At 65.6% G+C, this 23,407-nt stretch carries 23 protein-coding genes; 15 read left to right on the plus strand and 8 right to left on the minus strand.

Translation table 11 applies throughout. The annotated features are described in order from the left end of the window. Positions 1–10 precede the first annotated feature (10 nt). On the minus strand, positions 11–2,002 hold the full coding sequence (locus tag AYK61_RS01160) for a glycoside hydrolase family 15 protein (RefSeq protein ID WP_237669195.1): 1,992 nt from the start codon (positions 2,000–2,002) through the stop codon (positions 11–13). Positions 2,003–2,149: 147 nt separating this feature from the next. On the opposite strand from AYK61_RS01160, the gene AYK61_RS01165 reads away from it, so the two are divergent. The 6 genes from AYK61_RS01165 to AYK61_RS01185 all read left to right on the plus strand — a co-directional run bounded on the left by AYK61_RS01165 (position 2,150) and on the right by AYK61_RS01185 (position 6,569). Next, positions 2,150–2,383, plus strand: a complete 234-nt coding sequence (locus AYK61_RS01165) for a hypothetical protein (RefSeq protein ID WP_121869496.1) — start codon at positions 2,150–2,152, stop codon at positions 2,381–2,383. Between the two features lie 118 nt (positions 2,384–2,501). Continuing rightward, positions 2,502–2,591: an Ms4533A family Cys-rich leader peptide gene (locus AYK61_RS28215; protein WP_310180897.1), complete on the plus strand. Its 90-nt coding sequence runs from the start codon at positions 2,502–2,504 to the stop codon at positions 2,589–2,591. Between the two features lie 203 nt (positions 2,592–2,794). Next, positions 2,795–3,817, plus strand: a complete 1,023-nt coding sequence (locus tag AYK61_RS01170; RefSeq protein WP_121872329.1) for a sulfate ABC transporter substrate-binding protein — start codon at positions 2,795–2,797, stop codon at positions 3,815–3,817. A 6-nt stretch (positions 3,818–3,823) separates the two neighbouring features. After that, positions 3,824–4,717 carry a sulfate ABC transporter permease subunit CysT gene (gene cysT, locus AYK61_RS01175; RefSeq protein ID WP_183130122.1) on the plus strand — a complete coding sequence of 298 codons (894 nt, stop codon included), beginning with the start codon at positions 3,824–3,826 and terminating at the stop codon, positions 4,715–4,717. Further along, positions 4,714–5,514: a sulfate ABC transporter permease subunit CysW gene (cysW, locus tag AYK61_RS01180; RefSeq protein ID WP_121869498.1), complete on the plus strand. Its 801-nt coding sequence runs from the start codon at positions 4,714–4,716 to the stop codon at positions 5,512–5,514. Before cysT ends, cysW begins: the two co-directional genes overlap by 4 nt. Beyond that, positions 5,514–6,569 (plus strand): sulfate/molybdate ABC transporter ATP-binding protein, encoded by a 1,056-nt coding sequence (locus AYK61_RS01185; protein ID WP_121869499.1) that lies wholly within the window; start codon positions 5,514–5,516, stop codon positions 6,567–6,569. The genes cysW and AYK61_RS01185 overlap by 1 nt, the downstream gene beginning before the upstream one ends. Here AYK61_RS01185 and AYK61_RS01190 read toward each other — a convergent pair. From AYK61_RS01190 to AYK61_RS01210, 5 genes are read right to left on the minus strand one after another with little or no spacing between them, the layout of a single operon-like run. After that, a complete protein-coding gene (locus AYK61_RS01190) occupies positions 6,529–7,362 on the minus strand; it encodes a sirohydrochlorin chelatase (RefSeq protein WP_121869500.1) in 834 nt (277 codons plus the stop codon). The genes AYK61_RS01185 and AYK61_RS01190 overlap by 41 nt on opposite strands. Beyond that, a complete protein-coding gene (locus tag AYK61_RS01195) occupies positions 7,359–8,663 on the minus strand; it encodes a sulfate adenylyltransferase subunit 1 (protein ID WP_094612786.1) in 1,305 nt (434 codons plus the stop codon). Before AYK61_RS01195 ends, AYK61_RS01190 begins: the two co-directional genes overlap by 4 nt. Further along, entirely contained in the window at positions 8,663–9,607 is a 945-nt protein-coding gene (cysD, locus tag AYK61_RS01200; RefSeq protein ID WP_121869501.1) for a sulfate adenylyltransferase subunit CysD, read from the minus strand. Before cysD ends, AYK61_RS01195 begins: the two co-directional genes overlap by 1 nt. Continuing rightward, positions 9,604–10,314: a phosphoadenylyl-sulfate reductase gene (locus AYK61_RS01205; protein ID WP_121872330.1), complete on the minus strand. Its 711-nt coding sequence runs from the start codon at positions 10,312–10,314 to the stop codon at positions 9,604–9,606. The genes cysD and AYK61_RS01205 overlap by 4 nt, the downstream gene beginning before the upstream one ends. After that, positions 10,311–12,029, minus strand: coding sequence for a nitrite/sulfite reductase (locus AYK61_RS01210; RefSeq protein ID WP_121872331.1), 1,719 nt, complete (start codon positions 12,027–12,029; stop codon positions 10,311–10,313). The genes AYK61_RS01205 and AYK61_RS01210 overlap by 4 nt, the downstream gene beginning before the upstream one ends. 336 nt (positions 12,030–12,365) lie before the next feature. On the opposite strand from AYK61_RS01210, the gene hemW reads away from it, so the two are divergent. After that, positions 12,366–13,577, plus strand: a complete 1,212-nt coding sequence (hemW, locus tag AYK61_RS01215; protein ID WP_121869502.1) for a radical SAM family heme chaperone HemW — start codon at positions 12,366–12,368, stop codon at positions 13,575–13,577. Positions 13,578–13,587: 10 nt separating this feature from the next. Here the strand turns inward: hemW and AYK61_RS01220 are convergent, their stop codons facing one another. After that, on the minus strand, positions 13,588–13,893 hold the full coding sequence (locus AYK61_RS01220) for a type II toxin-antitoxin system VapB family antitoxin (protein ID WP_027497503.1): 306 nt from the start codon (positions 13,891–13,893) through the stop codon (positions 13,588–13,590). Between the two features lie 133 nt (positions 13,894–14,026). Here AYK61_RS01220 and hrcA point away from each other — a divergent pair, with 133 nt between their 5' ends. From hrcA to era, 8 genes are all read left to right on the plus strand, one after another. Beyond that, complete coding sequence (gene hrcA / locus AYK61_RS01225; protein WP_121869503.1) at positions 14,027–15,070, plus strand: heat-inducible transcriptional repressor HrcA; 1,044 nt, start codon at positions 14,027–14,029, stop codon at positions 15,068–15,070. Positions 15,071–15,168: 98 nt separating this feature from the next. Next, a complete protein-coding gene (gene dnaJ / locus AYK61_RS01230) occupies positions 15,169–16,329 on the plus strand; it encodes a molecular chaperone DnaJ (RefSeq protein WP_121869504.1) in 1,161 nt (386 codons plus the stop codon). Positions 16,330–16,332: 3 nt separating this feature from the next. Next, positions 16,333–17,106, plus strand: coding sequence for a 16S rRNA (uracil(1498)-N(3))-methyltransferase (locus tag AYK61_RS01235; RefSeq protein WP_121869505.1), 774 nt, complete (start codon positions 16,333–16,335; stop codon positions 17,104–17,106). After that, positions 17,103–17,858 (plus strand): S9 family peptidase, encoded by a 756-nt coding sequence (locus AYK61_RS01240; protein WP_121869506.1) that lies wholly within the window; start codon positions 17,103–17,105, stop codon positions 17,856–17,858. The genes AYK61_RS01235 and AYK61_RS01240 overlap by 4 nt, the downstream gene beginning before the upstream one ends. Positions 17,859–17,951: 93 nt before the next feature. Further along, complete coding sequence (locus tag AYK61_RS01245; protein ID WP_094612780.1) at positions 17,952–18,995, plus strand: PhoH family protein; 1,044 nt, start codon at positions 17,952–17,954, stop codon at positions 18,993–18,995. 52 nt (positions 18,996–19,047) lie between these two features. After that, positions 19,048–19,590, plus strand: a complete 543-nt coding sequence (gene ybeY / locus AYK61_RS01250) for an rRNA maturation RNase YbeY (RefSeq protein WP_032394543.1) — start codon at positions 19,048–19,050, stop codon at positions 19,588–19,590. A 40-nt stretch (positions 19,591–19,630) separates the two neighbouring features. After that, entirely contained in the window at positions 19,631–20,953 is a 1,323-nt protein-coding gene (locus AYK61_RS01255) for a hemolysin family protein (RefSeq protein ID WP_121869507.1), read from the plus strand. 17 nt (positions 20,954–20,970) lie between these two features. After that, the gene (gene era, locus AYK61_RS01260; RefSeq protein ID WP_094612778.1) at positions 20,971–21,885 is read left to right on the plus strand and encodes a GTPase Era; all 915 of its coding nucleotides are present in this window, start codon (positions 20,971–20,973) and stop codon (positions 21,883–21,885) included. Positions 21,886–21,927: 42 nt separating this feature from the next. On the opposite strand, the gene AYK61_RS01265 is transcribed toward era, so the two are convergent. Beyond that, the gene (locus AYK61_RS01265) at positions 21,928–23,349 is read right to left on the minus strand and encodes an amidase (RefSeq protein ID WP_121869508.1); all 1,422 of its coding nucleotides are present in this window, start codon (positions 23,347–23,349) and stop codon (positions 21,928–21,930) included. Between the last annotated feature and the right edge of the window lie 58 nt (positions 23,350–23,407).

The following is a 23,407-nucleotide window of genomic DNA, read 5'->3' on the forward strand; positions in this document are numbered from 1 at the left end:
GCCCTCGCGCTCAGGGGTTGGAGTGGGCAGGCTGGAAGTGCCCTGCCACCTGAGCTTCCTCGGCGCGGATGACGTGCACCACCGCGTTGATGAGTGCGAGGTGAGTGAACGCCTGCGGGAAGTTGCCGAGATGACGGCCGGTGCGGTGGTCGATTTCCTCGGCGTAGAGCTTGAGTGGGCTCGCGTACCCCAGCAGACGCTCGCAGAGGTGTTTGGCGCGAGGGAGCTCGCCGATCTCTACCAGCGCGGATACGAGCCAGAAGGAGCAGATCGTGAACGTCCCTTCCTCACCCGCCAGACCGTCGTCGGTGGTGTCGGTTCGGTAGCGCAGGACCAGGCCGTCCTCGGTCAACTCGTCGGCGATGGCGAGCACCGTCGCGCGGATACGTTCGTCCTCGGCAGGCAGGAATCGAAGCAGCGGTGCCAGCAGCAGTGACGCATCCAGCGACGGGTCACCGTAGCGCTGAGTGAGGACACCCCGAGAATCGGTGCCGTTCTCGAGAATGTCCGCCTTGATCTCGTCGGCGATCTCGTTCCATTTGGCCGAATACTCCGTCTCGCCGTGGATGTCGGCGAGCTTGGCTCCGCGGTCGAGCGCAACCCAGCACATGAGCTTCGAGGACGTGAAGTGCTGCGGTTCACCGCGCACCTCCCAGATGCCGCGATCGGGCTTGCGCCAGTTGGCAATCGCCTCCTCCACCTGGCGCTTGAGCAGGGGCCACAGGAATTCGGGGACGTGCTCGCGCGACTTGACGTGCAGGTACACCGAGTCGAGCATCGTGCCCCAGATGTCGTGCTGTTCTTGGTCGTAGGCTCCGTTGCCGATACGTACCGGACGTGCGCCGTCGTATCCGGACAGGTGTGGCAGCTCGCTCTCGTCAAGCGTTTTTTCGCCGCCGATGCCGTACATGACCTGGAGTGGATTGACCTCGCCGTTCGCCGTTGTCGCCACATCGGACATGAAGGCGAAGAAGTCGTTGGCCTCGCGGTCGAGTCCGAGTGTGTAGAGGCCCCACAGTGCGAACGTCGAATCACGTACCCACGTGTAGCGGTAGTCCCAGTTACGTTCTCCACCGGGCGTTTCCGGAAGTGATGTGGTCGACGCAGCCAGCAGTGCACCGGTGGGGGCGTAGGTCAGACCCTTGAGGGTCAGGGCGCTGCGCTGCAGGTAGCCCCGCCACGGGTGATCGGGGAACCGGCCGATCGTGATCCACTGGCGCCAGCATTCGGACGTGCGCCACATCTTGTCCGCGGCCTCCTCGAACGTCTGCGGCGCAGGCAGATCCGACCACGACAGAGCGACGAACACGTTGTCGCCCTCCGTCATTCGGGTGCGGGCGCGGGCTTCGCGTCCTTCGATGCCGATGCGGAGGTTGGTGGTCAGCTTCAACGTGGGCTGATCACCACCCGCGCTGGCCTCGCAGGTGGCGGTGGTTTCCTCGTACACCTTGCCGGTATACTCCCACTTCGCAGGCGCGCGGTGGTAGTCGAAGGCCGGCTCGCAGCTCATCTCGAGTTCGACAGTGCCGCTGACGCACTTGATGGTGCGCAGCAGGATGTGTTCGGCGTCCCAGTCGCTCGGTGCGCGCTTGTGAGTACGAGAGCGTTGATCGGTGTTGTGCCACGGTCCCATGACGAGTGCATCGCGGACCACGAGCCAACCGGTTTCGGTCTGCCACGTCGTCTCGACGATCAGGCCACCGGGGAGATACCGACGCGCCGCGGGCACCGATTGACCGTACGGCCCGACCCGGAAATGGCCTGCGCTGCGATCGAGAACCGCTCCGAAGATGCTGGGGGAGTCAGGACGAGGCACGCACATCCATTCGACCGATCCGTTGCGAGCGATCAGGCAGGTCGTCTCGCAGTCCGAGAGGAATGCGTAGTCGTCGATCGGCGGAAAGGCACTTCGATAGGACGTCAGAGTGGACACCGGTGAGTCGGTGCTGCCCAACGCTCCCTGAACCTCGATCCCACCCAAACCTGGGTGCCCCGACCCCATGGGGGGCTCGTCGGCCACAGGGGGCACTGGCGAAACATCTTCGTATGCCGTCATGGCGTAATCATCGACCGATACATGGCATGCGTCCACTGCTGGTCGTCGGTCGGCGTGGCGTGAGAGCGGAACGAGCTGGTTTAAGCTGCGAGGGTGGAATCGATCGCACGCTGGTGGGACGGCGTCGAACTGTGGGTGACGGGTTTGCCGTTCGTGCCACAGTCGGTAGTCGTGCTGCTGGTCATCGTGCCTGCAGCGTTCCTGCTGGCGCGTGTGTTCGATCGCGTGCTCGCGGTGGTTCTGCACCTGCTCGGGCGTGATGCACGGGCCGCTCGTGACGCGGAGCTGACGGGTGCGGCCACCACTACGACGAAGGATGGACAGTAATGCCACGGTCTCGGGTCACGTTGGCGCTCATCGCGCTCTTGGTGCTGGTTGTCATCGCCTGGTTGCTCACTCGATAGCCGATTAGAGTCGGTCCGGATCCTCTGCTAGATTTCTGACCGTGTCTTCTGCCGCCGAGTACCGCGTCCGCCATCAGTTGGCGTTGATTGCTGTAGGCATGCTGGCAGTGGCCGATATCGACTGTTGTTGATTCTTTCCCTCGTCGAATCGGTTCCGTCGATCCGTTGCCCACGCGTCTACTTCTCGCGGTCGGGCGGTTCACGACCTACTCTCTGCCGTCCACGGTGATCCCGCGATGACACGCGGCTGCGGTGGTGCTCCGGTTCGACTTCGGGGAGGTCGACCGTGCCCAGCTCGTACTCACTGCACACCATCATGAAAGGCCTTTTCTCGATGAGGCACAGCTCTCGCTACCTGCTGACCACGTTCGCGGCTGTGGGAACCCTTCTACTCACAGCATGCAACGGTGGCTCGAGCGACGTCGTCGGCGGTGAGCCGGACACCGCGAGCGGCCCCGCATTGACTCTGGTGGGTTACGCCGTCCCCAAGAATGGTTGGGACGCAATCGGTCCGGCTTTCGCCGCAACCGAGGACGGGGACGGAACGGCGATCAACGCAGACTACGGCCCGTCCGGCAACCAGTCGCGCAAGGTGGCCGACGGTGCCCCCGCCGATATCGTCAACTTCTCGGTGGAGCCCGACATCACCCGTCTGGTGCAGGCAGGCAAGGTCGACGAGAGCTGGAATCAGAATGCCTACGGCGGAGTGCCGTTCGGCTCCGTGGTGACCGTCGTCGTACGCAAGGGCAACCCCAAGAACATCCGCACCTGGGACGATTTGCTCGAGCCGGACGTTCAGGTCATCAGCCCCAGCCCACTGAGCTCGGGTTCGGCCAAGTGGAACTTGCTCGCCCCCTACGCGGCGAAGAGCAACGGCGGGCAGGACAAGCAGGCCGGTCTCGACTTCGTTCGTACCCTCGTCGCCGATCACTTCCCGGTTCAGCCCGAATCCGGCCGCGCCGCAACCGAAGCCTTCCTGCAGGGACAGGGTGATGCGTTGCTCAGCTACGAGAACGAAGCGCTCCTGATCGAGGAACAGGGACAGGAGGTGGAGCACGTCGACGTTCCTGTCACCTTCCGCATCGACAATCCCGTGGCAGTGATCAACGACAGCGCCAATCTCGATCGCGCCAACGCTCTGAACGACTTCCTCTACACCGACGAGGGCCAGAAGATCTGGGCGGAGGCAGGCTTCCGGCCGACCAACCCGGACATCGCGTCGGAGTACTCCGAGAAGTTCTTCACCCCCGACCAGCTGTACACGATCGATGATCTCGGTGGTTGGACCCAGGTGGATGCCGACCTGTTCGGCGACAACGGTGCGATCACGACGATCTATCAGGAAAGTACTCGGTAGAGATCGATGTCATCTTCGACCACCGAAGCCGCAGAAGCGGGTTCGACCGTCTCGCCCGGCACGAGACCACGGTTTCGTGCCGGGCGGGAAGGCCGAAAGTTCAGGGGTCCGGGATCTGTGGGCCCGCTCGGTCTCGGAGTCGCCGTACTGTGGCTCAGCGTGATCGTGCTGCTTCCGTTGGCCGCGTTGACGGTTCAGTCCTTCGACAACGGTCTGGCCGGCTTCTGGGATGCGGTCACCGTGCCGCGTGCAGTGGCCACGTTCAAGGTGACCCTCCTGGTCTCCGTTGCGGCCGCGGTGATCAATCTGTTCCTGGGCACCCTGATCGCGTGGGTCCTGGTGCGGGACGAGTTCCCGGGTAAGCGATTCGTCAACGCCCTGATCGATCTGCCGTTCGCGTTGCCGACCATCGTGGCCAGCCTGGTGTTGCTCTCTCTCTACGGACCGGCGAGTCCGATCGGACTGGTGTTCAACGCAACCAAGCCTGCGGTGATCGTCGCGCTGCTGTTCGTCACGTTGCCGTTCGTGGTGCGCGCGGTGCAACCGGTGCTGATCGAACTGGACAAGGACGTCGAGGAGGCGGCAGCGTCGCTCGGCGCGAACAACTGGACCATCTTCCGTCGCATCGTCCTGCCGGTGCTGTTGCCCGCCGTGCTGTCGGGCGGCGGTCTCGCGTTCGCCCGCGCGATCGGCGAGTTCGGGTCGGTGGTGCTCATCGGAGGCAACATCCCCAACGACACGCAGGTCGCGTCGCAGTACATCCGTGAGCTCATCGAATACGACCGAACCACCGACGCCGCGGCGATTTCCGTGGTGCTGCTGGCGATCGCCTTCGCGGTGTTGTTCGTGCTTCGCGTGGCAGGAAATCGCCTGGCTCGCCGTGAGGAGCAGATCTCGTGAAAATCGGTCTGCCGATCAAACTGACGCTGCGTACCGTCGCTCTGCTGTACCTCGCAGTTCTGGTGCTCTTTCCGCTCGGCGCCATTCTGTTTCGCACGTTCGAGGACGGCGTCGTCGCGTTCTGGGAGCAGATCACCACACCGGCCGCGCAGTCGGCACTGCAGCTGTCGTTGTTGATCGTCGCGATCGTGGTTCCGATCAACATCGTGTTCGGTGTGGTCACCGCCCTCGCGCTCGTGCGAGGACGGTTCCGAGGCAAGGGTGTCCTGGAAGCCATCGTGGATCTGCCCTTTGCGGTGTCGCCCATCATCACCGGCGTCGCGCTGATCCTGCTGTGGGGTGCCAACGGATGGTTCGGCGGGGTCGAAAGCCTCGGCTTCAGGGTCATCTTCGCGCTGCCCGGCATGGTCATCGCGACGATCTTCGTCACCCTGCCGTTCGTCGTGCGCGAGGTCGAACCAGTGCTCTACGAAATCGGTGAGGAGCAGGAGGAGGCCGCCTCGACGCTCGGTGCGTCGTCGTGGCAGACGTTCTGGCGCATCACTCTTCCGGCGATCCGGTGGGGCCTCACGTACGGCGTCGTACTCACCGTCGCACGTTCGCTCGGCGAGTTCGGTGCGGTCATCATGGTCTCGACCAATCTGCCCGGCATCTCCCAAACGCTCACTCTGCTGGTCAATTCACGGTACGAGGACTTCAATCAACAGGGCGCGTATGCCGCGTCCACACTGCTCATGGCGATCGCCGTCGTCGTGCTGTTGTTGATGACGGCCCTCGACAAGAAGAGGACGAAGTAATGACCGACACATCCCCCGAGATCGAGATCTCCGTCGTCGGTGCCAACAAGCACTACGGCGACTTCGCAGCGCTCGACGATGTCAGCATCGACATTCCCAAGGGATCGTTGACGGCGCTGCTCGGGCCCAGTGGCTCGGGAAAGTCCACGCTGCTGCGCTCCATCGCCGGGCTCGAACAACTCGATTCCGGCCGTGTGGTGCTCGCAGGCCAGGACGTCACGTGGGTCAGCCCGCAGCGCCGCGAGATCGGATTCGTCTTCCAGCACTACGCCGCGTTCAAGCACCTCACAGTGCGAGACAACGTCGCCTTCGGCCTGCAGATTCGCAAGCGGCCCAAGGCCGAGATCGCCAAGAAGGTCGACGAGTTGCTCGAGATCGTCGGGCTCGCCGGATTCCAGAGTCGCTACCCGGCGCAGCTGTCCGGTGGCCAGCGACAGCGCATGGCGTTGGCCCGCGCACTCGCCGTCGACCCGCAGGTGCTGCTGCTCGACGAGCCATTCGGCGCGCTCGACGCCAAGGTGCGTGCCGATCTCCGTACGTGGCTGCGTCGACTGCACGACGAGGTCCACGTCACCACCGTGTTGGTGACTCACGATCAGGAGGAGGCGCTCGATGTCGCCGATCGGATCGCGGTGCTCAACAAGGGCCGGATCGAGCAGGTCGGCAGCCCGGAGGATCTCTACGATCGCCCGGCCAACAACTTCGTGATGTCGTTCCTGGGTCAGGTCGCCAAGCTGAACGGACTTCTGGTGCGGCCGCACGACATTCGCGTCGGGCGCGATCCGTCGTTGGCGCAGGCTCAGGCCAGCGGGACGGCCGAATCGGCAGGCGTGACGCGGGCCGTCGTCGAGCGGGTGGTACACCTCGGCTTCGAGGTGAAGGTCGAAATGAAGAATGCGGCCACCGGTGAACTGTTCGCAGCGCAGATCACCCGCGGTGACAGTGAGGCGCTCGGTCTTCGCGAGGGCGAGACGGTGTACGCGCGAGCGACTCGGGTGCCGAAAATTGCGGACGCTAGCGATGCCGATGCGATTGCTGGTGCACCGGTTCGCTGAACCGGTGCGGTAGGACGTTCGGTTCTGTCGACACAGTGCGTGCCACAGGAGTGGAGCCTGCAGAACGACCCATTGAGATTGCGGAATCGTAGCGCCGCGACACCAGATCTGCCAGCGCCGGATGCGCTCCGATGACCTCGGCATGCGCCACGTTCGGTAGGCCTGCGACCGACGCTTCGATCCTGTCGGTGAGCAGTCCCGGGGCCAGGAACCAGGGTGCAACGACGATGCGGTCGGCTCCCAGTGTGCGCAGCTGTGCGATCGCATCGGTGGGGGACGGGGAGACCGACGTCGCGAAGCAGGTCACGGCTCCGGCCCAGCCCGTTCCGGCGAGCAGTTTCTGTGCGATCACTCGGGTGCGCTGATTCGCCGGTGCCACCGAGGAGCCGACGGCTGCCAGGGCGATGCCGACAGTCGAATCGGAGACCGCCACACCGGTATCGACGATCCGATCGCGAACTGCCTCGATGAGGAGTCGGTCGTCTCCCAGAACGTCGGCCTGCGCTATCGATACGTGCGGGTGTCGCGTCCTCGCTGCGTGCAACAGCTCGGGCAGATCGACTTTCGCGTGAAAGGCTTTGCCCAGCAACATCGGAACGGCGACGATGCGTCGGTGTCCGGCACCGGCCAGGTCGTCGACCACCTGACCGACGCCGGGCTCGGACAGATCGAGAAATGCGACGCGGACGTCGAGATCCGGTCGCCGCCGACGCAGAGCGTCGACGGCGCGGTGAATCGTGGCGCTCGAGCGCGGGTCACGGCTGCCGTGGGCAACCGCGATCAGTGCGCTCACGCCGGAACTGCCGACCCCAGCTCGACGGCAGCCAGAGCGTTGCCCACGAGCCCGGCAGCCAACGTGTTGCCGCCGGCCGGATCGATCAGCAGGAAGCTGCCCGTGTGCCGGTTGACGGCGTAGTCGTCGGCCACGATGGGCTCGGCGACGCGCACGGAAATTCGGCCGATCTCGTTGAGCTCCAACGACTCGGGGCCTTCTTGCGCAGTGAGCTCCTGCTCGTCGAACCGTTCGATCAGTGTCCCGACGATGGCCTGGGTGGTGCGAGTGCCGTGCTTGAGCAACAGGCGAGCGCCCGGGCGAAGCGGTTTCTCGGCGAGCCAGCACACGGTGGCCTCGAAGTCGCCGATCGGCTCGGGTGCGTCCTGCGGTGAGGCGATGGTGTCGCCGCGGGAGACGTCGACGTCGTCGGCGAGGACGAGGGTGACGCTGCGTCCGGCATGGGCGGTACGCAATTCTCCGTCGGCGGTGTCGATGCGTTCGACCGTCGTTCGGGTACCGGAGGGCAGGATGACGACCTCGTCGCCGACGTCGACGGAGCCCGCCGCGACCTGGCCTGCATATCCGCGATAGTCCGGGAACTCCGCGGTGCGCGGCCGGATCACGTACTGCACGGGGAATCGCAGACCGACCCGGTGCGGTTCGGCGTCGACCGGGACCGACTCGAGGTGCTCGATGAGGGTTGGACCGTCGTAGTACGGGGTCTTGTCGGACTTCACCGCGACGTTGTCGCCGTGCAGTGCGGACACCGGGATCTCGATGACGTCCTCGCTGGACCAGCCGAGGGAGGAGGTCAGTGAGTTGAACTCGGCCGAGATCTCGGCGAACACCGTTGCGGGGTCCTCGACCAGATCGATCTTGTTGACCGCGAGTACCAGGCGCGGAACGCCGAGCAGAGCGAGAACCGCTGCGTGCCTGCGGGTCTGAGTGATGACACCCTTGCGGGCATCGACCAGGAGAATCACGAGCTGAGCCGTCGACGCGCCGGAGACGGTGTTGCGGGTGTACTGCACGTGGCCGGGGGTATCGGCCAGTACGAACGAGCGGTGCGGCGTCGCGAAGTATCGGTATGCGACGTCGATGGTGATGCCCTGTTCACGCTCGGCGCGCAGGCCGTCGACCAGCAGGGACAGGTCCGGTGTGGCCAGTCCCTTGTCCACCGAAGCCCGAGTGACGGCATCGATCTGGTCTGCCAGAACCGATTTGGTGTCGTACAACAGCCGTCCGACGAGGGTCGACTTGCCGTCGTCGACGCTACCCGCGGTGGCGAGGCGAAGGAGCTGAGTTCCTGTGCTGCTCATCAGAAGTATCCTTCTCGTTTGCGATCTTCCATTGCAGCCTCGGAGACGCGGTCGTCGCCGCGAGTGGCTCCGCGTTCGGTGAGCCGGGACGCGGCGACCTCGGCGAGGATTGCTTGGTTGTCGGCGGCCTCGGACAGCACGGCACCGGTGGTGGATCCGTCGCCGACGGTGCGGTACCGCACCGACCGGGTCTGCAGCTCTTCGTTCTCGGCCGGTCCGCCCCACACTCCGGGGGTCATCCACATGCCGTCGCGCTGGTAGACGGGGCGCTGGTGGGCGTAGTAGATGCTCGCCAGTTCCACGTCGTCGCGGGCGATGTAGCGCCAGATGTCGAGTTCGGTGAAGTTGCTGAGCGGGAACACCCGCACCTGCTCGCCGGGGGAATGCTTGCCGTTGTACAGGTTCCACAGTTCGGGTCGCTGCTTCTTGGGCTCCCACTGGCCGAAGGCGTTGCGGAGCGAGAAGATTCGCTCCTTGGCGCGGGCTCGTTCCTCGTCGCGTCGGGCACCGCCGAAGACGGCGTCGAACCGATTCTCGGCGATCGCGTCGAGGAGGGGCACGGTCTGCAGCGGGTTGCGGATGCCGTCGGGACGCTCGGTGAGGCGTCCGTCGGCGAGGTACTCCTCGACGCTGGCCACGTGCAGGCGCAGGTTGTACTTGGCGACCACGTGATCGCGGAAGTCCAGCACCTCCTGCAGGTTGTGACCGGTGTCGACGTGGAGCAGCGCGAACGGCAGGGGAGCGGGCCAGAACGCCTTGATCGCCAGGTGCAGCAGGACGGTCGAGTCCTTGCCGCCGGAGAACAGGATGACGGGGCGCTCGAACTCGCCCGCCACCTCGCGGAAGATGTGGATGGCCTCGGATTCGAGTGCGTCGAGGGTGTCGAACCGATCTGCGTCGAGATGGGTTCGACCGACGGTGGCCGAGGTGAGGTCGAGTGTCATGAGGCGTGCAACCCACATTCGGTCTTGGCCTTGCCGGCCCAACGACCGCTACGCGGGTCGGCTCCGGGGGCAGGTTTGACGGTGCACGGTGCGCACCCGATGGACGGATATCCCTCGTCGACGAGGGGATTGACCAGAATCGAATGTTCGTCGATGTAGGCCTGCATCTGCTCGTCCGACCACGGTGCGATCGGGTTGATCTTGACCAGGCCGAAGGCGTCGTCGAACGAAATGAGCGGGGCGTTGGCACGGGTGGGTGCTTCGACTCGCCGGATACCGGTGACCCAGGCGCTGTAGTTCGCCAGTTCCTTCTTCAGGGGTGCAACCTTGCGCATCGCGCAGCACCGGTTGGGCTCGCGGGCGAACAGGTCCTTGCCCTCGATCGAATCCTGTTCCGCAACGGTCTTCTCGGCGCGGGCGTTGACGACGTGCACGCCGTAGACGGCCTCGACGGCGTCGCGCGTTCCGATGGTCTCGGCGAAGTGGTAGCCGGTGTCGAGGAACAGCACGTCCACACCGGGGTGAACCTGCGCGGCGAGGTGAACGAGAACCCCGTCCTGCATGTTGGAGGCAACGATGAAGTCGTTACCGAAGTTGTCCTCGGTCCACTGCAACAGCTCCAGTGGGCTCGCCTCGTCGAGTTCGCGGGCACCGCGCTCGGCGATGTCCTTCAATTCCTCTACCGTCAAATTCAGCCTGGTACTCATCGCAAATCCGCCTCGTCTGCTCGCACGGCCCATTGAGCGAACCGTTCGCCGTCCTCGCGGTGCTTGTCGAAATTGCGCACCACTCTGTCGATGTAATCTCCCAGCTCGGAGCTGTTGACCTTGTGCTGGCGCAACTTTCGGCCGAAGGCACTGTCCAGTCCGAGGCTGCCTCCGAGATGAACCTGGAAACCCTCGATCTGATTCCCGGCCCCGTCGTCGACCAGCAGACCCTTGAAGCCGATGTCTGCGATCTGCGACCGCGCGCACGAGTTGGGGCAGCCGTTGATGTTGATCGTGATCGGAACGTCGAGCCGACTGTTGATGTCGGACAAGCGCTCTTCGAGCTCCGGTACTAGAACCTGTGAACGCTTGCGGGTTTCGGCGAACGAGAGCTTGCAGAACTCGATGCCGCTGCATGCCATCAGGTTCTTGCGCCAGTGCGAGGGCCGGGCAGGGAGGCCCAGCGCATCGAGGTCGGAGATCAGCTGCTCGAGCGTCTCGTCCGGAACATCGAGGACGATCAGCTTCTGGTACGGCGTGAACCGCACGCGATCCGACCCGGCCTTCTCGGCGGCGTCGGCGACGGCAGCGAGGATGGTGCCGGAGACGCGGCCCGCGATGGGTGCCACGCCGACGGCGTTGAGCCCGTTCTTGAGCTTCTGGATCCCGACGTGATCGCGGGGCCGAGCGGGCTTCTCGGGGGCCGGACCGTCGATGAGCTTGCGGTGCAGGTACTCGTCCTCGAGGACCTGGCGGAACTTCTCGATGCCCCAGTCCTTGATGAGAAACTTCAGGCGCGCCTTGGTGCGAAGCCGACGGTAGCCGTAGTCACGGAAGATCGAGACGACGCCTTCCCACACGTCCGGCACCTCTTCGAGAGGAATCCAGACGCCGACCCGCTGCGCCAGCATGGGGTTGGTGGACAGTCCGCCGCCGACCCAGAGGTCGAGGCCGGGGCCGTGTTCGGGATGGTTCACACCGATGAAGGCGCAATCGTTGACCTCGTGCACCACGTCCTGCAGGCCCGAGATCGCCGTCTTGAACTTACGCGGCAGATTGGAGTACTCGGGCTTGCCGATGTAGCGCTCGACGATCTCGTCGATGGCGGACGTGGGATCGAGAATCTCGTCGACGGCCTCGCCCGCGAGCGGGGACCCGAGCACCACGCGGGGGCAGTCGCCGCACGCTTCGGTGGTCTTCAGGCCGACTGCTTCGATCCGACGCCAGATCTCGGGGACGTTCTCCACCTCGATCCAGTGGAACTGCACGTTCTCCCGATCGGAGAGGTCGGCGGTGTCGCGGCCGAAGTCCTGGGAAATGCCTGCGAGGACGCGCAACTGCTCCAGGTTCAGTGCTCCCGCGTCGCAGCGGATGCGCATCATGAAGTACTTGGCTTCGAGCAGGTCGATGTTGTCGTCACCGGTGAAGGTGCCGTCGTAGCCCTGTTCGCGCTGGGTGTACAGACCCCACCATCGGAAACGGCCGCGAAGATCGCCCTTGTCGATGCTGTCGAAACCCTGCTTGGAGTAGATGTTCTCGATGCGGGCTCGCACGTTGAGCGGGTTGTCGTCCTTCTTGGACTGCTCGTTGGCGTTCAGTGGCTCCCGGTACCCCAGTGCCCACTGCCCCTCGGCCCGGCGCTTGGTCGGCCGCGGCGTGCGCTCCCGTGGTGTGACGGAGGCAGTGTCGGTGGTCGCGTCGCTGGTCGACGACATGCATTGCTCCTGCATCTTTGTGCTGGCCGGTTCCCAGGACGGGAGCGCAGGCAATTGCGCTCTCGACGACAGTGGGAAACCGGTGGATCGAATGGACGTGCTCGAAGGAGGGCTGGTCAGCAGCCGGTCGTGTGTCGACACGACGCGCTGCAGACACGGCCGAGATCGACATGGCGGCGCGCCACGAGTCGAATTCCTGAGTCGGTCACGGGAGCCATTGTGCCACGTCATCGGGGCGACGGACGACCGCGGCGGCTATTTACCCCGATTTCGGGGTAAATAGGCTGGCAGGACGAGTGGGATCGGGTGGGCCCGGACTCTGGGAGACTGGAGGGCGTGAATACCGTCGTACCCGTCCCGTCCACCTTCGAGCTGCCGGTCGAGGCATTCGACGGGGTGGGGGACCGCGCGTTCGGGATCTACGTGCACGTTCCGTTCTGCGCCACGCGGTGTGGGTACTGCGACTTCAACACCTACACGGCGGGAGAACTGGGCACGTCGGCGTCGCCGCAGTCCTGGTTGGAGGGCCTGCGACGTGAACTCGACACCGCCGCGGAGCTGATCCAGGCGGGCACGGGTCGCGTTCCGACGGCAGACACCGTCTTCGTCGGCGGTGGCACGCCGTCATTGCTGGGGGGCGACGGTCTGGCCGACGTCCTGGCTGCGGTGCGGTTCAGTTTCGGCCTGACCGACGGCGGCGAGGTGACCACGGAGTCCAACCCGGAATCGACGTCACCGGAATTCTTCGACCGGCTCCGCGATTCGGGCTTCACTCGAATCTCGCTCGGAATGCAGTCCGCCGCACCACATGTGCTCGCCGTGCTCGATCGCACGCACACACCGGGTCGCGCGGTCGCCGCGGCCAAGGAAGCACGTGCGGCAGGATTCGACCACGTCAATCTCGATCTCATCTACGGCACCCCGGGCGAGCGTGACGGTGACCTGGATCAGTCTCTTGCCGCCGTGCTCGACGCCGGCGTCGACCACGTCTCGGCGTACGCACTGATCGTCGAGGACGGCACCGCGATGGCCCGTAAGGTCCGGCGCGGTGAGCTGCCCGCACCCGACGACGACGTACTGGCGAGCCGATACGAGCGCATCGACACGGCGTTGAACGCCGCAGGCCTGTCCTGGTACGAGGTGTCCAATTGGGCCACCGACGCCGCAGCGCAGTGCCGCCACAACATCGGCTACTGGGACGGCGGCGACTGGTGGGGCGCGGGACCCGGTGCGCACAGCCACATCGGCGGCACGCGGTTCTGGAACGTCAAGCACCCGGCCGCGTACGCCGATCGCCTCGCCGCAGGACACCTACCGGTGCTGGGCAGCGAACTGCTCAGCGCCGAGGACCGACACCTCGAGGAGCTGATGTTGACCGTGCGGCTCCGCTCGGGAGTGCCGAAAACTCTGCTGGGGCCGGCCGAGCGCGCCGCTGCCGAGCAGACCGTCGCGGACGGGTTGATGGTGCAGCGCGGGGAACGACTCGTGCTCACCGATCGGGGCCGATTGCTGGCCGACGCGGTGGTGCGCACCATCGCAGCCGCCTGAAGAACCTGGGTCAGGCGCCAAGAGCGTCGTAGTCGAACACCCTGGCGTGCAACACCGTTCGACTGCGCAGAGCCGCACGCACTGCCCGATGCAGGCCATCCTCTAGATAGATGACGCCGCGGAACTGCACCGCGTGGGGGAACAGGTCGCCGTAGAAGGTGGAGTCCTCGGACAGCAACCTGTCCAGCTCGAGCACCTTGGTGGTGGTGACGATCTCGTCCAGACGGAGCTGGCGTGGCGGAATTCTCGACCAGTCTCGGATGGACAGACCGTGCTCGGGATACGGCTTTCCGTCACGAACACCTTTGAAGATCATCGCGAGCCTCGAGCCGCTGAACCGAATCGAAAGAACGTTTCCACTCGGACCACAGTAAGGCCTTGCACGAGCATGCGTTCGCCGGCTACTAGACTCGAGCGACGATTGGAAACGAGAACGGAGGTGGGCACCGATGTCGAGCACCGACGACAGGCGGTTCGAGGTTCTACGAGCGATCGTGGCGGACTACGTGTCCACCCAGGAACCCGTCGGTTCACGTGCCCTGGTCGAGCGCCACAACCTGGGAGTGTCCAGTGCGACGGTGCGCAACGACATGGCCGTGCTCGAGGCCGAGGGCTACATCGCCCAGCCACACACCAGTTCCGGCCGGGTGCCGACCGACAAGGGCTATCGGCAGTTCGTCGACCGGATAGCCGACGTCAAGCCGCTGTCGGCGGCCGAACGTCGCGCCATCCTGGAGTTCCTCGAGAACGGCGTCGACCTGGACGACGTGTTGCGACGCGGTGTCCGGTTGCTGGCTCAGCTCACCCGTCAGGTAGCCGTGGTGCAGTACCCCACGCTGTCGGCGTCCTCGGTTCGCCACCTGGAAGTGGTGGCGCTGACCCCGGCCCGGTTGCTGCTGGTGCTCATCACCGACTCCGGGCGAGTCGATCAGCGCATCGTCGAACTCGGTGACGTGATCGACGACGAGAATCTGGCTCAGCTGCGGCGTCTGCTCGGTAGTGCGCTGGAGGGCAAGCGGCTGGCGGCGGCGTCGGCTGCGGTGGCCGAACTGGCCGAGAACGCTCCGCCCGCGCTGCGCGACGCGATGATTCGATCGGCAACGGTGCTGGTGGAATCACTCGTCGAGCACCCCGAGGAACGCCTGGTCCTCGGCGGGACGGCGAACCTGACGCGCAACGCCGCGGATTTCGCGGGCGACGCTGGGTTTCCCGGATCGCTCAGAGCGGTACTCGAGGCGCTGGAAGAGCAAGTGGTCGTCCTCAAGCTCCTCGCCGTGACGCAGGACACCCGCACCGTCACGGTGCGGATCGGCGAGGAAACCCAGGTCGAGGAGATGCGCGGGACATCGGTGATTTCCACCGGATACGGGTCGGCTGGCATGGTCCTCGGAGGAATGGGTGTTCTCGGGCCGACCCGAATGGACTACCCAGGAACAATTGCGTCGGTCGCCGCGGTTGCCAGGTACATCGGCGAGGTCCTGGCCGAGCGCTGAGACGAGCGAGAACCGATCGAACGCAGGCGGCGGGGGCACGGGCGGCCGGAACACAGCTTCATCGAACGAGATACATCTTCTAGGACGAAAGAGACGACGTGGCACGGGATTATTACGGGACTTTGGGCGTCGGCCAGCAGGCTACGGACCAGGAGATCAAGCGCGCCTACCGCAAGCTGGCGCGAGAACTGCACCCGGACGTCAACCCGGACGAGGCCGCGCAGGCTCGATTCAAGGACATCTCCACCGCGTACGAGGTGCTCTCCGATCCGGAGAAGCGTCGCATCGTCGACCTCGGCGGCGACCCGCTGCAGCAGGGCGGCGGAGGCGGCGGTGGTGGTGGATTCGGTGGAGCCGGATTCGGCGGCGGCCTGGGAGATGTGTTCGAGGCGTTCTTCGGCGGCGGCGCGGGCGGATCGCAGCGTGGGCCCAAGGGCCGCGTGCAGCCGGGAGCGGACTCGCTGCTGCGTACCAAGCTCACCCTCGACGAGTGCGCCACGGGCGTGACCAAGCACATCACCGTCGACACGGCGATTCTGTGCGACCTGTGCACGGGCTCGGGCACCAACGGTGATTCCAAGCCGGTGCGCTGCGAAACTTGTGGCGGTGCCGGTGAAGTGCAGTCGGTGCAGCGCTCGTTCCTCGGCCAGGTCATGACCAGCCGTCCGTGCCCCACCTGCCGCGGCGCAGGCGAGACCATCCCCGACCCCTGCCGCAAGTGCGGCGGCGACGGTCGCGTTCGGTCGCGTCGCGACATCTCGGTCAAGGTGCCGGTCGGCGTAAGCAACGGCATGCGGATCCGACTGGCCTCACAGGGCGAGGTCGGTCCAGGCGGCGGACCCGCCGGTGACCTGTACGTGGAGATCGTCGAACAGCAGCACGAGGTGTTCGTGCGCGACGGTGACGACCTGCACTGCACCGTCCGCGTCCCGATGGTCGACGCAGCTCTTGGCACCTCGGTCAACATCGACGCGATCATCGACGGACCCACCGAGATCTCGATCGAGCAAGGCACACAACCGAATTCGACGACGGTACTGCGTGGTCACGGTATGCCCAAGCTGCGGTCCGGTATTCGCGGCGATCTGCACGCGCACCTCGAGGTCATCGTGCCGACCAAGCTCGACAGCAAGCAGACCCACCTGCTCGAACAGCTCAGGTCGATGCGCGACCGCGACTCGGCCGAGGTCGTCACCACCGGTTCGGCACACAGCGGCGGCCTGTTCTCGCGGTTGCGGGAAGCCTTCAGCGGTCGCTGATCCATGGCCCCCACGGTCTTCTACCTCTCGCCCCTGCCGAACGTCGGGGAGCTAGCCGTGCTCGACGGCAAGGAAGGGCACCACGCCGCGACCGTGCGACGCATCCGCGTCGGCGAGCGGGTGTTGCTCGGTGACGGAGCGGGCGGCTTGGCCGACACGGTCGTGGCCGCAGCGGAGAAGAACCGGCTGGAACTGACCGTGCAGTCGCGCAGCGAGATGCCGCGACCCACCCCGGTCGTGACGCTCGTGCAGGCATTGCCGAAGGCGGACCGGTCGGAGCTGGCAGTCGAGCTGGCCACCGAAGCGGGCGTCGATGCGGTCGTGCCCTGGCAGTCCGGGCGGTGCGTCGCACGGTGGGAGGGCCCGAAGGCAGCCAAGGGCGTCGCGAAGTGGCGCAGCACCGCGGCAGAAGCGGCCAAGCAGTCGCGTCGGGCATACATCCCCGAGGTCTCCGAGCTGCACGATTCGCGGGAGGTGAACGCCTTCGTGCGCGGCGTCGTGGAGCGCGGCGGAATCGTCGCTGTGCTGCACGAGGCAGCCACCTCGGCGTTCCGGGACCTGCCGTTCGACTCGGTGCCCGAGGTCGCGATCGTCGTCGGACCCGAGGGCGGGCTCGACGACCGAGAGGTGACCGCTCTGACCGAGGCGGGTGCGACCCCGGTGGTGCTGGGCCCGACGGTGCTGCGGACCTCGACGGCAGGAGCTGTGGCTCTCGGCGCGCTGGGCGTCCTGACCTCGCGGTGGACTCAACTACCACCCGACTTCCAGAACGCATGAGCGTTCGGATCAAGATCGCGTACGGCGATCACCCGGAGCAGTTCGGCCACCTCTACCTGCCGGCCGAGCCGATGGATCACCGGACGCCGGTGGTCGTGGTGGTGCACGGTGGGTTCTGGAGCGGACAGTACGGATCCAATCTGGGAACCCAGTTCGCCCGCGCAGTCGCCGGAGCCGGAGCGGTGGCGTGGAACATCGAGTACCGACGCGTCGGCGCGGGCGGGCACTGGCCGGAGATGCGCTCCGATGTGACCGCGGCACTCGACGTCGTCGCCGGGGAACTGCAGCAGCACGCCCCGGTCGGTGTCGACGACGTACGCGTCATCGGGCACTCGGCAGGAGGGCACCTGGCAGTGTGGCTCGGCGGCGAGACCGGCACGAAGGTCCGCCCGTCGCGCATCGTCTCGCAGGCAGGCGTTCTCGATCTCGAACCTCGAGGTGCGTCGGGACGAACCAACCCGGCGGTCGAGGCTCTGTTGCAGGCCCGGTACGAGGACGATCCCGACCTGTACCGCTCGGCCTCACCCGCGGCCCGTGTACCCATCGGCATCCCGACGATCGCCCTGCACGGATCCGAGGACATCCAGGTCCCCGCGGCGCAGAGCGAGCGGTACGTCGCGCTGGCGCGCGCTGCCGGAGACGACGCACGGCTGACGATCGTGCCGGGGGAAGACCACTTCGCTTTCCTGAATCCCGATTCCCGGTGTTGGGCCCTCTCGCTCGACGCGGTGCTCGGTGCCACCAGCGAGTAATGGGAATGCGCATCGTTGCTGCGGCGTTAAACTCGATCCATACCAAGTGCACGTCCGAGAAGCCGACACCAGAGAGCAGGCCATAGCCACCACGTGAGTGAACACAGCGAATTTCCCGCCGAGCGTGACGTTCGGTCCACCTTGGAACTCGCCCCCGAAGCGGTGATGCCACTGCTGGGACAGTCCGACGAGAACCTGCGGGCACTCGAGCAGATGCTGACGGCAGACATCCACGTACGAGGAAACGCCGTGACGCTCACCGGGAAAGTGGCCGACGTTGCGCTGGCCGAACGGGTGATCTCCGAGTTGGCCGCGCTGGCCAAGCGCGCTCAGCCACTGACTCCCGATGCTGTGCGCCGATCGATCGCCATGCTCACCGAGGGCGTCGCCGATTCGCCGGCCGAGGTGCTGAGCCTGGACATCCTCTCGCGCCGCGGCAAGACGATCCGGCCCAAGACGCTGAACCAGAAGCGATACGTGGACGCGATCGACGCCAACACCATCGTGTTCGGCATCGGCCCGGCCGGCACCGGCAAGACGTACCTGGCGATGGCGAAAGCCGTGCAGGCGCTGCAGACCAAGCAGGTCAGCCGCATCATTCTGACGCGTCCGGCAGTGGAGGCGGGGGAGCGGCTGGGATTCCTCCCCGGAACGCTGCACGAGAAGATCGACCCGTACCTGCGGCCGTTGCACGATGCGTTGCACGACATGATGGACGACGAAGCCATTCCCAAGCTGATGCAGGCCGGGGTCATCGAGGTCGCCCCGCTCGCCTACATGCGTGGCCGGACCCTCAACGACGCATTCATCATTCTCGACGAGGCTCAGAACACCACCGCCGAGCAGATGAAGATGTTCTTGACGCGACTCGGATTCGGATCGAAGATCGTCGTCACCGGCGACGTGACCCAGGTCGACCTTCCCGGAGGTGCGCGGTCCGGATTGCGTGCGGCGTCCGAGATCCTCACCGACGTCGACGACATCCACTTCGCGCAGCTCACCAGCAGCGACGTGGTGCGACACCGACTGGTGTCCGAGATCGTCGACGCCTACGAGCGGTTCGAGTCGACATCGGAAGGCGTCATTCCCAACCGCGCGCAACGCCGGACCGGTGGACCACGTTCGGCGAGAAGATGATTCAGGCATTCCGGCCGACATATGCAGGCAACGAGAGCGTGGTAGTGGCTAGATGAGTATCGAAGTGTCCAACGAGTCGGGGATGGACATCTCCGAACCCGAGCTGGTCTCGGTCGCACGGTTCGCGATCGCCGGCATGGACGTGCATCCCGCCGCGGAACTGTCGATGGTGCTGGTCGATTCGGCCACGATGGCAGATCTGCACATGCGGTGGATGGATCTGCCCGGCCCCACCGACGTGATGTCGTTTCCGATGGACGAGCTCGAGCCGGGCGGTCGTCCCGATGCGCCCGAGCCCGGACCGGCGATGCTCGGCGACATCGTGCTGTGCCCGTCGTTCGCCGCGGATCAGGCTGCTGCAGCGGGGCATTCGCTCGAACACGAGCTGGCGTTGCTGACCGTGCACGGCGTGCTGCACCTGCTCGGCTACGACCACGCCGAGCCGGACGAAGAGAAGGAAATGTTCGAGCTGCAGAACCGGCTCCTGGCCGAGTGGTACGAGGACGCCAGGCGCGCGGAGCAGGCCGCCGAACAGGCCGCCCGCGATGCCCGACTCCTCGGCAAGGCCGGCTTCGTCGACGGACTCGATCGATGATCAGCGTCGTCGAACAGGTGGAAGTGTTGGGTCCTGGCGCGTGAGCAGTGCTGTTGCGCTCATCGTGTTCGCTGCCCTTCTCGTGCCTCTCGGAGGCCTGTTCGCTGCCGTCGATTCCGCGCTGAACACGGTCTCACGTGCGCGAATCGACGACATGGTCAAGGACGAGCGCCCCGGTGCCACCGGCCTCGTCGTGGTGGTCGGCGACCGTCCGCGGTACGTCAATCTCATGGTGCTGCTGCGCATTCTGTGCGAAATCGGCGGCACCGTGTTGCTCGCGGGTGGCCTGACGCAGTTGATCGACTCCACCACAGCATTGGTGATCAGCGCGGTGGCCATGGTGTTGGTCAGTTACGTCGTGATCGGTGTCGGTCCGCGAACCCTCGGTCGGCAGAACGCGTACTCGATCGCCTTGGCGGCCGCGTTGCCGTTGCGTGCACTCGGGTGGCTTCTCGGACCGATCAGCAGACTGCTCATCCTCATCGGCAACGCGATCACCCCCGGTAAGGGATTTCGCAACGGCCCCTTCGCCTCCGAGATCGAACTCCGAGAACTGGTGGACATGGCCCGCGAGCGCGGCGTCGTGGCCGACGACGAACGGCGGATGATCCAATCGGTGTTCGAGCTGGGGGACACCTCCGCCCGTGAGGTCATGGTCCCGCGCCCCGAGATGGTGTGGATCGAGTCCGACAAATCGGCAGGACAGGCCACCTCGCTGGCCGTGCGCAGCGGCCACTCCCGTATCCCGGTGATCGGCGAGAACGTGGACGACGTAGTGGGTGTCGTCTACCTCAAAGACCTTGTGCAGCAGACGTATTACTCCACCGACGGTGGCCGCGGAGTGCAGGTGTCCGAACTGATGCGTCCGGCTGTCTTCGTTCCCGACTCCAAGGCACTCGACAGTCTGCTCGCCGAGATGCAGCGCGATCGCAACCATATGGCCCTGCTCGTCGACGAGTACGGAGGCATCGCAGGGCTGGTGACCATCGAGGACGTGATCGAGGAGATCGTCGGCGAGATCGCCGACGAATACGACTCCGACGAGGTTGCGCCCATCGAGGAACTCGACGACGGACGCTATCGGCTGTCCTCGCGGCTGCCGCTCGAGGACCTCGGCGAGATCTTCGGCATCGACATCGAATCCGAGGAAGTCGACACCGTCGGCGGACTCCTCGGCTACGAACTCGGCCGAGTACCGTTGCCCGGTTCGCAGGTGATCACCCACGGACTCCTGCTGCGCGGAGAAGGTGGAGCCGACCCCAAGGGACGCGTCCGCATCGCCACGGTCCTGGTCGAAAAGCTCGAACCCGACGAAGAAACCACCGAGGCCGACGACTCGTCGGACGTCACTCGCCAACACTGAAATCTGGAGGTGCTCTTGTGTCCGAGCAGAACAACGGTGAGTTCCGATCCGGATTCGTCTGTTTCGTAGGCCGACCCAACACCGGCAAATCCACGCTGACCAATGCGTTGGTGGGATCGAAGATCGCCATCACGTCCTCGCGTCCCCAGACGACACGGCACACCATTCGCGGCATCGTGCACCGGGAGCACGCCCAGCTGATTCTGGTCGACACCCCGGGCCTGCACCGACCGAGAACACTGCTGGGTCAACGTCTCAACGACCTGGTGCAGGACACCTACTCCGAGGTCGACGTCATCGGACTCTGCATCCCCGCAGACGAAAAGATCGGGCCCGGCGACCGGTGGATTCTCGAACAGGTGCGGCACATCGCGCCCAAGACGACGCTCATCGGCATCGTGACCAAGATCGACAAGGTCAAGAAGGAACGCGTCGTACAGCAGCTGATGTCGCTGTCGAAGCTGCTCGGTGAGAATTCGCATGTCATCCCGGTGTCGGCCGAATCGGGCGAGCAGATCGAGAAGCTCGTCGACCTGCTGGCCTCCGAGCTGCCGCAGGGCCCGGCGTTCTACCCCGACGGGGAGCTGACCGACGAGCCCGAGGAAATCCTGATGGCCGAACTGATCCGTGAGGCCGCGCTCGAAGGGGTCCGCGACGAGTTGCCGCACTCGCTGGCCGTCGTCATCGACGAGGTCACCCCCCGCGAGGGCCACGACAACATGCTCGACGTGCACGCCATCATGTACGTAGAGCGATCGAGCCAGAAGGCGATCATCATCGGCAAGGGCGGTTCGCGACTCAAAGAGGTCGGCACGGCGTCGCGACTGCAGATCGAGAAGCTGCTGGGTACCAGGATCTACCTGGACCTGCACGTCAAAATCGCGAAGGACTGGCAGACCGACCCGAAGCAAATGGGCAAGCTCGGATTCTGACCGGAGCGGCTGCGCCGCATGTGCACGGCAATTCGTAGTGGGCTACGGGGTTTCGCTCACCTGGGTCCACCAGGGATCGGGGCGCTTGCGGTGCCACTGCAGCACGTTCTCGAGTTGAGCGGCCACCGACACCAGTAGCGGCTCGGAAGATTCGTGGCCCATCAGTTGCAGGCCGATGGGAAGGCCACCGGCGGTGAATCCTGCAGGCACGTTCACGCTCGGCCACCCCAGCACGTTCCACGGCCAGGTGTACGGGCAGTGCTCGGTGATGACCCGATCGGTATCGGCGTTGGAGATGCCGTCGATGGCTTCGATTCGAGGCGGCGGGGTGGCCGTCGTCGGCGCGAGCACGATGTCGTACTCGTCGAAGAACCGGCCGATACGACGGCCGATTCGTGGCTCGGCAGCGCGTGCTGCGCGCAGCGGCGCTCCGGCGAGAGCCCGGCCGCTCTTGGCATTGGCTCGGGTCCTCGGGTCGGCGAGAGACGGATCGGGCAGACGGTCGACCCAGGCCGCCACACCTGCCAGCGAGCGGGGTAAGAAGTTGAGCCCCAACAGCATTCCGTAGGCGGGGTCGTCGACGACCACTCGGTGTCCGAGCAATCGCAGCACCGCCGCCATCTCGTACGCCGCCGCCGCGATCTCCGGATCCAGTGGTGCGGGCGTCGGGATGAAGGGCTTACGAAGGCTGAGCGCGATTCGCAGCGAGCCGGGGTTGCGTCCGACGGCATCGGAGACGGTCAGCGGTACCGGACGATGCAGATCGCCGTCATGACTACCGGAGACCACGTCGAGGAGCAGTGCCGCGTCGGCCACGGTGCGCGCGAGCGGGCCGATGACGGTGATGCCGTTGAACGCCTCGGCCTCCGGCCACGACGATATGCGTCCGCGTTGCGGCTTGATCCCCACGAGATTCGTCCACGAGGCCGGAATTCGAACCGAGCCTGCACCGTCGGAACCCAGAGCGGCAGAGACCAATTCGGCAGCCACTGCGGCAGAGCTGCCACCCGAGGAGCCGCCGGGAGTGCGCTCGCGGTCCCATGGATTGCGGGTGTGCCCGAAGGTGCCGCCGGTGAACGGCCACTGGCCGAGTTCGGGGCTGTTGGTCTTCCCGACGATGACCGCTCCTGCCGCACGCAGTCTGCGCACCACCTCCGAATCCGTGGTGGCAGGTGGAAAGTCGCCTGCACAACCGAAGGCGGTCGGTTCCCCGGTGACGTCCACGTCGTCCTTGACGGCAACGGGAACGCCGAGCAGGGGAGCGGTGGTGCCTGCGGCGCGCAGCCGATCTGCTTCGGCTGCCTCGGCGAGAGCGGCGTCGCGGCGCACGAGTCGGAACGCATTGAGCACGGGTTGGCTCTTCTCGATCCGATCGAGCGATTCGGCGACCGCCTGTACCGAGGTGATGCGACCCGACGCGAGAGCGTCGGCCTGGGCAACGAGAGTCGACCGATGAAAATCCACGCCTGCACAGTATCGACTTCTCGTCAGCGCGGGAACGGTCACCGCTGCTGCGCGCGTG

The organism is Rhodococcus sp. SBT000017 (genome assembly GCF_003688915.1).
Lineage (GTDB): Bacteria > Actinomycetota > Actinomycetes > Mycobacteriales > Mycobacteriaceae > Rhodococcoides.

What these genes read in the sequence shown, in the direction of transcription:
- AYK61_RS01205 (WP_121872330.1), bottom strand. Translation starts at nt 10,314, where the DNA reads ATGAGTACCAGGCTGAATTTGACGGTAGAGGAATTGAAGGACATCGCC.
- AYK61_RS01160 (WP_237669195.1), bottom strand. Translation starts at nt 2,002, where the DNA reads ATGGGGTCGGGGCACCCAGGTTTGGGTGGGATCGAGGTTCAGGGAGCG.
- AYK61_RS01195 (WP_094612786.1), bottom strand. Translation starts at nt 8,663, where the DNA reads ATGAGCAGCACAGGAACTCAGCTCCTTCGCCTCGCCACCGCGGGTAGC.
- cysD (WP_121869501.1), bottom strand. Translation starts at nt 9,607, where the DNA reads ATGACACTCGACCTCACCTCGGCCACCGTCGGTCGAACCCATCTCGAC.
- hrcA (WP_121869503.1), top strand. Translation starts at nt 14,027, where the DNA reads ATGTCGAGCACCGACGACAGGCGGTTCGAGGTTCTACGAGCGATCGTG.
- ybeY (WP_032394543.1), top strand. Translation starts at nt 19,048, where the DNA reads ATGAGTATCGAAGTGTCCAACGAGTCGGGGATGGACATCTCCGAACCC.
- AYK61_RS01170 (WP_121872329.1), top strand. Translation starts at nt 2,795, where the DNA reads ATGAGGCACAGCTCTCGCTACCTGCTGACCACGTTCGCGGCTGTGGGA.
- AYK61_RS01210 (WP_121872331.1), bottom strand. Translation starts at nt 12,029, where the DNA reads ATGTCGTCGACCAGCGACGCGACCACCGACACTGCCTCCGTCACACCA.
- AYK61_RS01240 (WP_121869506.1), top strand. Translation starts at nt 17,103, where the DNA reads ATGAGCGTTCGGATCAAGATCGCGTACGGCGATCACCCGGAGCAGTTC.
- cysT (WP_183130122.1), top strand. Translation starts at nt 3,824, where the DNA reads ATGTCATCTTCGACCACCGAAGCCGCAGAAGCGGGTTCGACCGTCTCG.
- AYK61_RS01235 (WP_121869505.1), top strand. Translation starts at nt 16,333, where the DNA reads ATGGCCCCCACGGTCTTCTACCTCTCGCCCCTGCCGAACGTCGGGGAG.
- AYK61_RS01220 (WP_027497503.1), bottom strand. Translation starts at nt 13,893, where the DNA reads ATGATCTTCAAAGGTGTTCGTGACGGAAAGCCGTATCCCGAGCACGGT.
- AYK61_RS01185 (WP_121869499.1), top strand. Translation starts at nt 5,514, where the DNA reads ATGACCGACACATCCCCCGAGATCGAGATCTCCGTCGTCGGTGCCAAC.